Origin of the sequence: Pseudomonas sp. TWR3-1-1, from assembly GCF_049896545.1 — a bacterium.
GTDB classification, from domain to species: domain Bacteria; phylum Pseudomonadota; class Gammaproteobacteria; order Pseudomonadales; family Pseudomonadaceae; genus Aquipseudomonas; species Aquipseudomonas weihenstephanensis.
Genome location: NZ_JAFCUO010000003.1, coordinates 51,690 through 64,271 on the forward strand (window position 1 = coordinate 51,690; position 12,582 = coordinate 64,271).

At 59.4% G+C, this 12,582-nt stretch carries 12 protein-coding genes; 3 read left to right on the forward strand and 9 right to left on the reverse strand.

Annotation, left to right across the window (positions count from 1 at the left end):
• Window positions 1-517: 517 nt before the first annotated feature.
• Window positions 518-1,669 (forward strand): M14 family metallopeptidase, encoded by a 1,152-nt coding sequence (locus ACP7A4_RS08850; protein WP_426246447.1) that lies wholly within the window; start codon window positions 518-520, stop codon window positions 1,667-1,669.
• Here ACP7A4_RS08850 and ACP7A4_RS08855 read toward each other — a convergent pair.
• The 7 genes from ACP7A4_RS08855 to ACP7A4_RS08885 all read right to left on the reverse strand — a co-directional run bounded on the left by ACP7A4_RS08855 (window position 1,666) and on the right by ACP7A4_RS08885 (window position 7,951).
• Complete coding sequence (locus ACP7A4_RS08855) at window positions 1,666-2,628, reverse strand: Csu type fimbrial protein (RefSeq protein WP_203303757.1); 963 nt, start codon at window positions 2,626-2,628, stop codon at window positions 1,666-1,668. The genes ACP7A4_RS08850 and ACP7A4_RS08855 overlap by 4 nt on opposite strands.
• Before the next feature lie 11 nt (window positions 2,629-2,639).
• Complete coding sequence (locus tag ACP7A4_RS08860; protein WP_082706784.1) at window positions 2,640-4,976, reverse strand: fimbria/pilus outer membrane usher protein; 2,337 nt, start codon at window positions 4,974-4,976, stop codon at window positions 2,640-2,642.
• Window positions 4,977-5,048: 72 nt separating this feature from the next.
• Complete coding sequence (locus ACP7A4_RS08865; RefSeq protein ID WP_059763105.1) at window positions 5,049-5,828, reverse strand: fimbrial biogenesis chaperone; 780 nt, start codon at window positions 5,826-5,828, stop codon at window positions 5,049-5,051.
• A 23-nt stretch (window positions 5,829-5,851) separates the two neighbouring features.
• Window positions 5,852-6,358 (reverse strand): Csu type fimbrial protein, encoded by a 507-nt coding sequence (locus ACP7A4_RS08870; protein WP_059763106.1) that lies wholly within the window; start codon window positions 6,356-6,358, stop codon window positions 5,852-5,854.
• A gap of 3 nt (window positions 6,359-6,361) precedes the next feature.
• The gene (locus tag ACP7A4_RS08875; protein WP_059763107.1) at window positions 6,362-6,898 is read right to left on the reverse strand and encodes a Csu type fimbrial protein; all 537 of its coding nucleotides are present in this window, start codon (window positions 6,896-6,898) and stop codon (window positions 6,362-6,364) included.
• A gap of 20 nt (window positions 6,899-6,918) precedes the next feature.
• On the reverse strand, window positions 6,919-7,455 hold the full coding sequence (locus ACP7A4_RS08880; RefSeq protein WP_059763108.1) for a Csu type fimbrial protein: 537 nt from the start codon (window positions 7,453-7,455) through the stop codon (window positions 6,919-6,921).
• A gap of 16 nt (window positions 7,456-7,471) precedes the next feature.
• Window positions 7,472-7,951: a Csu type fimbrial protein gene (locus ACP7A4_RS08885; protein WP_082706789.1), complete on the reverse strand. Its 480-nt coding sequence runs from the start codon at window positions 7,949-7,951 to the stop codon at window positions 7,472-7,474.
• Window positions 7,952-8,208: 257 nt separating this feature from the next.
• On the opposite strand from ACP7A4_RS08885, the gene ACP7A4_RS08890 reads away from it, so the two are divergent.
• Window positions 8,209-9,519, forward strand: a complete 1,311-nt coding sequence (locus tag ACP7A4_RS08890) for a protein kinase (protein WP_059763110.1) — start codon at window positions 8,209-8,211, stop codon at window positions 9,517-9,519.
• A 126-nt stretch (window positions 9,520-9,645) separates the two neighbouring features.
• On the opposite strand, the gene ACP7A4_RS08895 is transcribed toward ACP7A4_RS08890, so the two are convergent.
• Together ACP7A4_RS08895 and ACP7A4_RS08900 are read right to left on the reverse strand one after the other, a co-directional pair.
• Window positions 9,646-10,350: a YebC/PmpR family DNA-binding transcriptional regulator gene (locus ACP7A4_RS08895; RefSeq protein WP_426246452.1), complete on the reverse strand. Its 705-nt coding sequence runs from the start codon at window positions 10,348-10,350 to the stop codon at window positions 9,646-9,648.
• A 99-nt stretch (window positions 10,351-10,449) separates the two neighbouring features.
• The gene (locus ACP7A4_RS08900) at window positions 10,450-11,319 is read right to left on the reverse strand and encodes a LysR substrate-binding domain-containing protein (protein WP_203303725.1); all 870 of its coding nucleotides are present in this window, start codon (window positions 11,317-11,319) and stop codon (window positions 10,450-10,452) included.
• Window positions 11,320-11,435: 116 nt separating this feature from the next.
• Between ACP7A4_RS08900 and ACP7A4_RS08905 the strand changes: the two genes are divergently transcribed.
• Complete coding sequence (locus tag ACP7A4_RS08905; protein WP_426246454.1) at window positions 11,436-12,545, forward strand: 2-aminoethylphosphonate--pyruvate transaminase; 1,110 nt, start codon at window positions 11,436-11,438, stop codon at window positions 12,543-12,545.
• Window positions 12,546-12,582: the final 37 nt, after the last annotated feature.

Below are 12,582 nucleotides of genomic sequence, written 5' to 3' on the forward strand. Positions count from 1 at the left end.
GAGGAATGGAAAAAAAATTTCCGAAATGCGCGGAAAAACACTTGCTTTGCAAATGATAATGATTACTATTGCATGCAGCTGGTCGCGAGATCAGCCGATCATTCAAGGGACCTTAGGTCGGTTCTTTGAATAATCTCCTCATCAGGCTAATCACGGTTATTTGACCCGGCTTCTGGCCGGGTCTTTTTTTTGTGGCCAGTTATCTGGCTCAGCTTGCTTCAGGCTAATGAAGTCTGGTGTGCGGCCGGTTTTTTTTCGGTGACCGCTACGATGCCGGCGATGATAGCAAAAGAACATCGACCGAAGAAAGCCTGAAGTCCAAGACTATAGCCGTAATGGCAATTTAGCACTTGAGAATCAATCGCAAAAACACTAGAATTGCGCCGCGTCAAGGATGACGCCCCCCTCGTATTTTTCTCCTCTTTTTTCGCCTGCTTTTACCTACATTTTCGTATTGGCCCGACGCCATGACGCGGTACAGTAACGCCCACAATTCTTAGACTCAGGGATCTGGACGATGACTGTGGCGCCCTCTTCACTTCACATCAGCAGTGACTTCGACAGCGGCAATATTCAGGTGCTGGAGGCCAGCGACCCGCTGAACGTAAAACTGGCCATCAAGCCCGATTCCAAAAGTCAGCACTTTCAGTGGTTTCACTTCAAGGCCAGCGGTCTGACCCCAGGGCAAACCCATACCTTTTGCCTGACCAACGCCAGCCAGTCTTCCTACAACAAGGCGTGGGATGGCTACAACGCCGTGGCGTCCTACGATCACGAGCGCTGGTTCAGAGTGCCGACCCGCTTTGAGGGTACTTCGCTCAACATCACCCTGAACGCCGAGCACCGCGAGGTGTGGTTTGCCTATTTCGAACCCTACAGCCGCGTACGCCACGACCAGTTGATCAAGGACGCACAGCAGTGGTCGGGCTGCGAGCTGCTGGCCGTCGGCCAAAGTGCCGAAGGTCGCAATATTGAGCTGTTGCGCAAGGGCACTGGCGCTGCCCATAAACACAAGATCTGGATCATCGCGCAACAACATCCCGGTGAGCACATGGCCGAGTGGTTCATGGAAGGGATTTTAAAACGTCTGGAACAAGGCAGTGACCCGCAGTTGCGCAAGTTGCTGGACTTCGCCGACTTATACCTGATCCCCAACATGAACCCGGACGGTGCCTTTCATGGCCACTTGCGCACCAATGCCAACGGCCAGGACCTGAACCGCGCCTGGCAAAATCCCAGCTCGCAGGTCAGCCCTGAGGTGTTCTTTGCCTTGGAGCAGATGAAAAAATACGGCGTCGACCTGTTTCTGGACATCCACGGCGACGAAGAAATCCCTTATGTGTTCACTGCGGGTTGTGAAGGCAACCCCGGCTATACGCCGCGCCTGGCCGCCCTGGAAGCACGCTTTCGCGATGACCTGAAGGCTCGCACTCAGGACTTTCAGACCACCCACGGTTATACCCGCGATGAACCCGGCCAAGCCAACATGACCTTGGCCTGCAACAGCGTCGGCGAGCATTTCGACTGTTTGTCGCTGACTCTGGAGATGCCGTTCAAGGACAACAACGACGCGCCAAACCCGGGTACAGGCTGGGATGGTCAACGCTCGATGCAATTGGGCAAAGACGTGTTGAGCACCCTCTCGGCAATGGTCAAGGAGCTGCGCTAAAACCCGACATCCAGGACCACGTTGTCGATATAAGTCCCGGCGGGCGGGGTGGCCTGATCGGTGTAGATTTTGGCGTTGAAGTTAAACACCTGACTGCCGACGCCCAACCCGTTGCCAGGGTTGATCTCGGCATCCGAGCTTGCCCGTCGGGCGCTGCCGACACTGCCCCAACGGGTGGTGCCGGCACTTTTGAAAATGTCATACGCCAAAAAATTGCTCCCCGAGATCATCTGCCGTCGCCCACCCACACTTACCGCCTGGGCACCGTCACTCAAACCCACGGTATAGGCACTGCCCTTGGTGCAAGACAGGCTGATGGTCTGGCTGGTGACCGGGGTGAATGCGCTGATCACCGGCGCGCTGCCAAAGCTGATGTTGAGCGCGGAGATGGTGCAGTCATTGGCCACCGTCAGGGTGACGGTCAAGGGCGTCGACTTGCTGCCAGAGTTGGCCCCGATGCAAATGCCACCGATGCCGATACCGGGGCAGTAGTACCAGTCCCATTGAATATTCAGCGTTTCGGTGTACACCCCCGCCGCCACATTGCTCCCTGTAATGGTGCTGAGGTACAGCGGGATGTATTTGGGCGACGCACTGCCAATCAGCCCCAACAACGACAGCAAACCGTTACTTGCGAAGTCAAAGCCGGGTGCCCCGCGGCTGATCGGGTAGGTGGTGGCATTGGTGGCGTAAATCGTATACCCGATCACATCGCCGGTCGGCCCGACCATGCCGCTGGTGGCCGAGGTGATGGTGGCCTTGAACATCGAGGTGCCGAACAGCGTAATGCCGGTGCCCACGCAACTTAGCCCCGAATTGAGCGTGGAGGTGGATTGCAGCGTGTTTTTCACCGCCATCGACCCCACCAAACCAAACGCTGCGGGGGTCGTGGTGCCCACACTACACGCCGCCTGTGCGCTGACTGACAACCCGCACAGGCCGCCCAGCGCGAGCAACATCGCAAGGCGCTTCACTGGCACACCACCGGCCCGATCAAGGGCACTTGATCGCCCTGGGGCGGTAACGCGAATGAGGCCCTGCACGGCGCGCCGTCGGGCACTATCACTTGCAACGTGTTCTGCGCCGTCAGGTCTTCCAGGTACACCAAACCGTCCCAGCCCACCACGGCCCGTGCGCCGTTTTGTTCATTGAGCACCGCGCTGCCCAAAGGCAACTCGCGCTGCTCGGCATTCACCAGCCGCACACTGGCAGCGCTCACGCGTTTAACGGCAAACTCCAGCAAATAACCGCTGCCGCGACGCACGGCTACCCGCTGCTCGACATTGGGCGTGAGCACGTTGCCGGGCAAGTTGAGCGGATCAATCTCGTATTTGCCGCGATAGTAAGCACTGCTCCACGGCACCAGCAGGTGGCCGTTTTTATCGGTGTCGCCCACCCACTGATTTTCGTAACGCACGCCCACGCCGGGGAAACCCTGGGTGCTGACCACCACAAAGGCGTCGTCAATCCGATTGGCCATGAACACGTGCTTATCCATCCACACCCATGAGCCGCTGGCATCGGCCCAGCGCGTTTGCTGCTCAGAGGTGCCATAAACACCCGCTTGCAGTTGCACTGACTGCAAGCGCCAGGTCATGTCGGCCTGCCGGTAATCCGGCCCGTCGCCCCTGGCATACCCCAGATTGAAACCCACCCCGCCCTGGGTCGGTACGCTGCGGCTGTAGTTGACCCGTTGCAAGCTGCCACCTGACTGACTGCGTTCGGCGCTCAGGCTCAGGCTGCCACGCGCATCGAACGGCACCACCAGTTGCGCCTGAACCGCCCAGTTGCTGTCACCCACTTCACGGTTGGCCGACAGGTACAGGCTGCTGTTAAACCATAACGGCTTGCTCCAGCTCAGGTTGAGCAGCCGGGTGCGCGAAGCGTCGGCGGCCGTTACATCGAAGTAACCCGCCCCCAGGCTGCCAAAGCGCTCCATGTTCAGGCTTAACGTCACTTGCTCACTGCGCTGACTGAGGCTGATGTACTGACTGTCGACCACGCTCAGGTCGGCATAGTCTTCATAACGTTGCAGCCGTTGGTAGGACAGGCTGTAGCGTTGAGTGCTGTATTGATACCCCAGGCTTAACTGCCGACCGCTGCGGCCATCGAACTGACTTTGACTGACCGCACTGTTCAGCACGCCAAAATTACCCAACTTGAGGTTGCCGCCCACCCCGCCCAAGGTCAGCGCATCTGAGGCTTCAACGTGGCTTTCAAGGGTCAGGCTGTTAGTCAGGCCATAGCGGAGGCTGCCCGCTGTCACACCAGGCCCGTAAGAAAAATCCTTGGTGCCGTAATCGCGCCGCAGGCTACCGGCCGATACCGAAAAATCGCTCAGGCCCTGTTGCAACAAGGTACTGGTCACATAAAAAGGCACGCTGGTGGACACTTGTCGGCCCAGCGCATCGGTGGTCACCACCACCGCCTCCCCGGCGCCGTTGATGAACGGAATGTTGGTCAGGGTATACGGCCCCGGTTGCAGGTTATCGCTGGAAGATTTGTAGCCATTGATGAACAGATCAACCGAAGACGGCACTGCCGCTTCGCCGGAAAACTGCGGCAAGGGATACGTCACCAAGTCCGGGCGCACACCAAAGTCACGCGACAGTTGCACCCCGCCCAACCGCACCGCACTGGTCCAGGGCAACGCGCCGCTGATCACATCCCCTGCTTCATAGGTGAGCAGGCGGTTGTCGTCGGAGTAGCGCCACGTCGTGTCGTAACGCCGGTAGCCGTTATTGAGCTGACTGTCCGGCATGTCACGGATGCTGCGCCGATATTGACCGGTGTTCGACAGCGTGCCCCAGCTGTCAAACAGGCGCACTTCATTCCACGCCGCCAGGTACGTACCCGCGTCATCGGTGTCATTGAGGTACAGGTCGTAGTTGAACAAGGCGCCAAAGCTGCTCATGGCCTCAGTGCGCGGGTAGGTCGAACGCGCCCCGATCCGTTGTTCCGGTAGCCAGTCGGGCGGTACTTGCAGCAATAGACGCTGGGCCTGGCTGTCGTACTCGCTGTGTAAACCGGGCACGCTGTCCAGCCCCACCTCTGAGGGGCCTGAGGCAGGCAAGCGAATGCCGACCGCCTGCAATTCGCTGGCGCTCACAAACAGCTGCCCTTGGCGTTGTACAACCGGCACCACGCGCTGGGTGTTCATCTGATTAACCACCAGTTCCAGATACAACTGTGCATCGGCGACGGCCTCCATGCTGGCAGGCGGCGGGGGCAATTCGCCCGCCAGCACAGTCGTGCTGGCCCAACCACCCCACAAGGTGATGGCTATCCATGCCAGCGTGCTTTTCATGCCCTGTTTAGATCCATTTTTGGGCGACTCCTGCGCACGTGCTCCTTATGCCTGGACGGGATGAGCGCAGGGTTATTGCGTCAAAGGGATGTCCTGAAATTGCGTCTGACCGTTGACGCGCGCACGCAACGTCTGCCCCCACGCAGTGGGCGCAGGCCAACGCATGGTGGCGCCGGGCAACACGTAGCCCATCAAACCCTCAACCAAGGGCTGCGATTGCGCGCCCTGGGTCAGGCTGGCTTCGGTTAACCGGGCATGCACCGCTCCGCGATTACGCACCTCGATGAAAGGTTTGCCCGCCACGGTGATCTTTCGCGCACTTAACTGTGGCTGCCCGATACCTGCCGGGTCGCGCTTGAGGGTGGCGTCCTGCTTGCCCCACAACCCAGCCCCGTAGGAAAACAGCGGCACTGAATAGCGCATTTGAAAGCGAATCGCCGCGTCTGTTTTGCCCGCACCCGCCGCAGTCGCGGGCAACGGCGCGGGAATCTCGTCAATGATGATGCGATATGCCTGCTCTTGACCGTCCGCTACCGCCTTGGTCCGCGTCAGACGAATCAATTGCTTTTGCCCCGGCTCAATGCGGGCCACAGGCGGGCTGCCCACCACGTCACGCTGATTTTGATACTGATCGTCAAACGCGCCCTGGCTCCAGGCAAACACTCGAACTTGCAGGTTGGCCGTTTCATCACCGCGATTCTCCAGCCATAGGGCGCTGGCCGATTGATCCGACTCCAACACCGGGTCAATCGGCCAAATCAGCACCGAACTGGCGGCGTGTGCAGCCGACATCCCCACCGCCATCAAAAAACCTGCGACCAAGGCCGGAATCGGCCGGGCGGGTAATTGCATAGAACACTCCTGATCCCCAGATATCAAAAAGACAGCTGCACTTGCACAACATCGCTGTAAATCCCGCCGGGTCTGTTACCCGGCAATTGCATGTAGCCGTAAATCGGCAAAGTGATGGCATTGGCATTCGTGCTCAGGTAAGGCACGTTGACGCTCTGCGCGATGCCCAGGCTCTGGCTGTAGGCCGCGTCCTGAAACAACTGGTACGCCACCCGCGCCGTCCCGCCATTAAGCTGCACGTTGCGCCCGCCACTGTTATGCAGTCCGCCATCGACGCTCATGCTCAGCGCCACGCCCGGTGTGCATTGCACCGTCACCCCGCTGCTCAACGCCACTTTGACCACTTGCGTGGACAACGCCGAGTACGTGCCAAAGTTGAGGTTGCCGTATTGGGTCACCCCGCCGACCACCAGACAACCCGGCACGATGCTGGCACTGACCTGAAACGTTGCGCCGGTTGCCGCCAGCAGCGGCCAGGGCAGCCAACACCCCAGGCACACCATTGAGCGTGCGAGCCACGGCAGGGTCATGGCTCAAAACGTCAGTTCAACAGCCACGCTGTCGGTGTAGGTGCCTGGAGGCAAACTGGCCTTGCCCACCGCCTTGCCGTACAGATTGATCACATTGGCGGTGCCGGTACTCACCGGCACCGGCACCGTGCCATCGACCGGTAATACCGTGGTCAACCCGGAGTCGGTAAAAATGTCATAGCCCACGTAGTTACCCGCGCTGTCGGCCAATGCACGGGTGTTAGGTGCCGACAGTGTGTCGTGCAGCCCGGCGCGCACTTTGAGAGTGGAAGTGGTGCCGGGCGAGCAGAGGATCGAAATCCCGTTGTTGCTGCCGGACACCACTTGCGCATTCGCCGAGGAGAACAAGGTGGTTTGCGAGCCGAAGTTCAGCGTACCGAAGCTCAACCCGGTAGTGCCTACCGCGCCATTGACCTGACAACTGGCCGTCAGCGTGAGGGTCGAACTTAACTGGCCGGTCAGCGTCGTGGCGCCGTGGGCACTGCTCGCCAGCATCAGCCCCAGCAGTGACAAACCCAGTCGGGATGAAAGTGATTGCATGATCGTGCCCCTCTGTCGTTTTACCAATCCAACGTCACCCGCAGCGTGTCGCGGTAGACACCTGCGGGCAAAGCGTTGGGATTAGCCATCACCAGGCCATACACCGGAATCGGTACCTGGCCACCATTGGAAATCGAAAAATTACGTTGCTGACCGATGCTGTAGCTGTCGCTGCCTGCGGCATCCAGTGACAAGCGATAGGGAATCAACTGACGCCCATTGCTCAATTGCCGTGTGGTGCCATCCCCGTGACTGCCGCCATCAATCGTGACCGTAAAGCCCTTCACTGCCGGGTTGCAGCTCACCGCCAAACTGCTTTCACTGCCTTGCAGTTGCGAGTCGATGGGGTTCTTCCACGTCGGCCCCTGAGCGCCAAAATCCAGAGTGCCCAGCCGCGTGATCTGCTCAGGGTCGGCGCTGTTGCCCGCGCTGACTTCGCAACTGGCGCGAATCACCAGGCGCGCCTGTATCTGCCCGCTGAGCAACGCCGCCTGGGGGCTGTCGATCAACAGCACCCAGGCGCCACACAGCATCAAGACCTGGGCTGAACCGGCCATGCGCATGCTCCTGCCCTTACCATGTGAGGGTGACCTTCAACACGTCGGAATAATGACCGGCGGCAAACACCTGTTTGAGCGGCTCAATGCGCGCATACAACGGCAACGCCACAGAACCGCTGCTCGGCACCGTGCCCGCCACGGGCACATTGACGGGCAACGGCACCAAGCGCGCAGCGTCGCGATAAATACGGTATGGAATAGGTAAAGCGCGCGGGCCATTGGCCAGATAGCGCACATCGCCGGTGCCGCCATGCTGGCCGCCGTCGATTTGCAATTGGTAGGTGGTGTCAGGATTGCATTCCAGGCGCGGCACACGCTGATTGAGCAGCGCCGCATTCAATGGGCCAGAGCCACTGTCCAGACGCGAGATACGTCCAAAATCAAGCACACCCAAAGACTCGATCCCGGCATTGCGGGTTGAGCCAATCAACTGGCAACCGCGTTCCACGGTCACCCGCACCTCGACTTCGTACTCAGCCGCCCAGACGGGCATGCTCAGGCAAAAGCCCACCAGTGCCACGGCGTGCTTACTCTCCACGGCCAATCCTTTGCTGTGTTGTTATGGGGTGGAGGTTAGCAGTGAAGGCAAATGCTGCCAGCGCAGTCAGAAAATTACCGCCAGATTTCCGCCGAAGGGTCAACGCACTGTGTTGCGCGGGGTGCGCGCAAATTGCCTGAAACCTGTAAACGATTAATCGCTATCATGCGCGGCACTTTTCATCGATTTACACGAGTGCACACCGCCTGCTTATGGATACCCTCGCTAAACTGCGCGCCGGTCAATTGAAAGGCCTCAAACGTCTGGACCTGGCCTGCGGGCTGACCGAGTTCCCGGACGAAATCTTCCAACTGGCCGATTCGCTGGAAATCCTCAACCTGAGCGGCAATGCCTTGAGCCGCCTGCCCGACGATTTGCATCGGTTGACCCGGTTGCGCATTTTGTTTTGCTCGGACAACCACTTCACCGCGCTGCCCGAGTGCCTGGGGCGTTGTGCCAACCTGAGCATGATTGGCTTCAAAGCCAACCAGATCGTGAGCGTGCCGGGTACGGCGCTGCCACCGTTGTTGCGCTGGCTGATCCTCACGGATAACCACATCAGCCAATTGCCTGACGAACTGGGGCAGCGTCCCTTGCTGCAAAAACTGATGCTGGCCGGTAACCGCCTGCAACAATTGCCGCGCAGCCTGGCCGAGTGCGAGCGCCTGGAGCTGATTCGCCTGGCCGCCAATCAGCTCACTGCACTGCCCGACGGGTTACTGGCCATGCCCCGCCTGAGCTGGCTGGCCTATTCGGGCAATCCGCTGGCCGACGAAACCCGCACTCAGCAGGCAGACGACCACACACCGAACATTGACTGGTCGCAATTGACCCTTGAGCAGCCACTGGGTGAAGGCGCCTCCGGGGTAATTTATCAAGCGCAATGGCGTGAACCGGGGCAACCGGTGCGGGCGGTCGCGATCAAACTCTACAAAGGCAGCATCACCAGCGACGGCTCACCACTGCACGAAATGAACGCCTGCATCGCCGCAGGCCAGCACCCGAACCTGATCAAGGTGCTGGGCCGGGTAGTCGGTCACCCTGAGGCGCAAGCGGCACTGGTGATGGAACTGATCGACCCCTCGTTCACCAACCTGGCGGCCCTGCCCAGTTTTGACAGTTGCAGCCGCGACGTGTACGCCGATAGCACCCGCTTCACCGCTGACAGCGCGCGACGTATTGCTCGTGGCATTGCCTCGGCCGCGGCTCATTTACACGCGCAGGGTATCTGTCATGGCGATTTGTACGGGCACAACATTTTGTTCAACGCACAGGGCGAATGTTTGCTGGGCGACTTCGGTGCCGCGTGCTTTCACGCCACAGACGACAGCCCGCACACCCGCGCCCTGCAACGTATTGAAGTGCGCGCGTTCGGGATTTTGCTGGGGGAGTTGCTGGCGCGCATCGACTCAGGCTTGAGCGATGCCCAACGCGACGACTGGCATCAACTGCACGAGCGCTGCATCCAGCCGAACGTACTGGCCCGGCCAGATTTTGCAACAATCAGCCGCGCGCTGGGCTGAGCCTGTCGCGATCCACGTTGCCGTTGCCGAAGGCGACGACCGCTACGCGCCCGGTCGCCGCCTCGCGTTACTCCTCAGCGGCCACAGGATTGAGATGCGCGTAGCTTGATCGCCAACAGATACCGTTTAGGCCAATGCCACAAACATGTCTTGTACGTCGTCCTGCTCTTCGAGCTTGGCCAAAAATTCCTGAACCTCAGCCATCTGCTCGTCAGTCAGGCCCGAGACCGGGTTTTTTGGGATATAGCCCAGCTTGGCGGACAGCACGGTGAAACCCTGTTCTGGCAGCGCTTTGTGCACGGCATCCAGGTCGGTAGGTGCGGTGATGAACAAGGTGGTGCCTTCTTCGTCGCCTTCTTCAAAATCCTGAGCATCTGCTTCAATGGCCGCCATTTCAGGATCAGCATCCGGGGTGTCAGCCTTGGCTTCGATCAGGCCGACATGGTCAAAGTCCCATGCTACCGAGCCGGAAGTGCCCAGTTGACCCTTGCGGAACGCCACGCGGATTTCAGCCACGGTACGGTTCACATTGTCGGTCAGGCATTCAACAATCAACGCCACCTGATGCGGGGCAAAACCTTCGTACGTGACGCGGTGATATTGCACCGCCTCAGTGCCGATACCCGCACCTTTGTTAATGGCACGCTTGATGGTGTCGGCTGGCATGGACGCCTTTTTCGCTTGTTCATACACCAGGCGCAAATGCGAGTTCATGTCCGGATCGGCGCCGTTACGTGCAGCAACAGTCAGTTCTTTCGCCAGTTTGCCGAAAATCTTGCCGCGGCTATTGGCGGCGTCCGCTTTGTGTTTAACCTTCCACTGTGCGCCCATTTCTTACTCTCTCAATCGTGTGTGTCGCGGCTCAAAGGCCATCGAATGGGCGCAAGTTTATACGGCAAGAAGGTCTCAATCGACCAAAAAAATTCGCGCCTACCCAATAGACTGTGGCGCCAGCGCCATAAACGCCTTGATCAGTCGCAACTCGGCGCGGCGTTCCATGCAGCCAATCATGTGCCGATTGGCCAACCCCGTGCCGTTGATGGGCACGGCGCAAACCCGCGGATCCCGGCTGACTTCAACTGAGGCCACAACTCCCACGCCAAGCTGCGCAGCCACCGCCTCGGTCACCGCTTCGCGGCTGTCCAGCTCCAGCAGCACCCGCGGGCTAACCCCCGCCTTGGCGCACGCCTGATCGAAAGTGCGCCGAGTGGTGGACGTGGGCTCGCGCAAAACCATGATCACTTGGTCCAACTGCGCAATCTCGATGCCATCCGTCAACGCCTGCCACGGATGGGCAGCCGGCACCAAGGCGCATACCCGTGATTGATTGAGCGGGCGAAGCGTTAACCCCTTGCGCGGTTCAACGTCAGTCAGCACGGCCACGTCCACGTGCTCCGAGAGCAAAGCTGCGAGGGTTTCCTGCGCATTGCCCAGACGCAGATTCACGGTAATGCCGGGGTAACGTTCGCGCAGGTTCGCCAGCATTGGCATGACCAGATGCGGACCATCGGCGGCGACTTCAAGGCGCCCGGTGAGCAACTGGCGATTGGCCTCCAGCATGACCTGCGCTTCATCCACCAAACCGAACATGGCGCGGGTGATGGCGGCGAGTTTAATGCCCTCTTCAGTCAGCTCCACACGCCGCGCCGTGCGCCGCAACAGGGTGATCTGGTAGTGATCTTCGAGCGCTTTGATATGGCCGGTGACCGCTGGCTGACTGATAAACAGCCGTGTGGCGGCGCGGGTGAAACTGCCTTCGCGCGCCACCGCATCAAACGCACGCAGTTGGAAAAGATTCATATGTATAAGCCTCACTGATGGCTGGTATAACAACAAACAATTTGATTGATAACAACTCAAACTGCAATTTATGCCGTGTATTGAGTCGTTATCCCAAAGCTTGTGAGGAAACCAGAATGAGTTCTGCCGCGCCGACCCTGCTGACCCCAGGCCCACTGACCACCTCGCTGCGCACCCGCCAGGCCATGCTGCAGGATTGGGGTTCATGGGATGACAGCTTCAACAGATTGACGGCCAGCCTGTGCGAACAACTGTTGGCCATTATCAACGGCGCCAGCAGCCACCATTGTGTTCCTTTGCAAGGCAGCGGCACGTTCGCCGTGGAAGCGGCAATCGGCACTCTGGTCCCACGCGATGGCCATGTGTTGGTGCTGATTAATGGCGCATACGGCAAACGCCTGGCCACAATCTGCGACGTGCTGGATCGTCGTTTCAGCACCTTTGAAACCGCCGAGGATCAGCCCACGACCGCCGCAGACGTGGAGCGCCTGCTCAACGCCGACCCGGGCATTACCCATGTGGCGCTGATTCACTGTGAAACCAGCACCGGGATTCTCAATCCCTTGTCAGAAATTGCCAACGTTGTAGCCAAACAAGGCAAGCGCCTGATCATCGACGCCATGAGTTCATTCGGTGCCCTGCCCGTCGATGCACAAGAAACACCCTTCGACGCCTTGATCGCAGCGTCCGGCAAATGCCTGGAAGGCGTACCGGGCATGGGCTTTGTCTTTGCGCGCAAAGACGCATTGGCCCACGCGGCGGGCAACTCTCATTCCTTGGCAATGGACCTGCACGACCAGCACACCTATATGGCCAAAACCGGGCAATGGCGCTTTACCCCGCCAACGCACGTGGTGGCGGCGCTGCACGAGGCGCTGGCGCAATACAACGAACAAGGCGGTTTGCCAGCCCGTCATCAGCGCTACACCAAGAACTGCCAGACCCTGCTTGACGGCATGGCCACCCTGGGCATTCGCAGCTTTGTGCCAGCGGCCGTTCAAGCGCCGATTATCGTCACCTTCCATGCCCCAAAAGACCCGCGTTACCAGTTCAAGGATTTCTATGAGCGGGTCAAGGCCAAGGGTTTCATTCTGTACCCCGGCAAATTGACTCAAGTCGATACCTTTCGTGTGGGCTGCATCGGTCATGTCACTCACGCCGACATGCAGGCCGCGGTTAATGCCGTGGCGCAGGTACTGGATGAAATGCAAGTGCTGGACATCTGACCGCCGGACGCTTGTCACACAAACTCAAATTTCGCCG

Coding starts and splice junctions, on each gene's coding strand:
- ACP7A4_RS08875 (WP_059763107.1), bottom strand. CDS start 6,898: ATGCAATCACTTTCATCCCGACTGGGTTTGTCACTGCTGGGGCTGATG.
- ACP7A4_RS08860 (WP_082706784.1), bottom strand. CDS start 4,976: ATGAAAAGCACGCTGGCATGGATAGCCATCACCTTGTGGGGTGGTTGG.
- ACP7A4_RS08895 (WP_426246452.1), bottom strand. CDS start 10,350: ATGGGCGCACAGTGGAAGGTTAAACACAAAGCGGACGCCGCCAATAGC.
- ACP7A4_RS08900 (WP_203303725.1), bottom strand. CDS start 11,319: ATGAATCTTTTCCAACTGCGTGCGTTTGATGCGGTGGCGCGCGAAGGC.
- ACP7A4_RS08870 (WP_059763106.1), bottom strand. CDS start 6,358: ATGACCCTGCCGTGGCTCGCACGCTCAATGGTGTGCCTGGGGTGTTGG.
- ACP7A4_RS08905 (WP_426246454.1), top strand. CDS start 11,436: ATGAGTTCTGCCGCGCCGACCCTGCTGACCCCAGGCCCACTGACCACC.
- ACP7A4_RS08890 (WP_059763110.1), top strand. CDS start 8,209: ATGGATACCCTCGCTAAACTGCGCGCCGGTCAATTGAAAGGCCTCAAA.
- ACP7A4_RS08865 (WP_059763105.1), bottom strand. CDS start 5,828: ATGCAATTACCCGCCCGGCCGATTCCGGCCTTGGTCGCAGGTTTTTTG.
- ACP7A4_RS08850 (WP_426246447.1), top strand. CDS start 518: ATGACTGTGGCGCCCTCTTCACTTCACATCAGCAGTGACTTCGACAGC.
- ACP7A4_RS08885 (WP_082706789.1), bottom strand. CDS start 7,951: ATGCCCGTCTGGGCGGCTGAGTACGAAGTCGAGGTGCGGGTGACCGTG.
- ACP7A4_RS08855 (WP_203303757.1), bottom strand. CDS start 2,628: ATGTTGCTCGCGCTGGGCGGCCTGTGCGGGTTGTCAGTCAGCGCACAG.
- ACP7A4_RS08880 (WP_059763108.1), bottom strand. CDS start 7,455: ATGGCCGGTTCAGCCCAGGTCTTGATGCTGTGTGGCGCCTGGGTGCTG.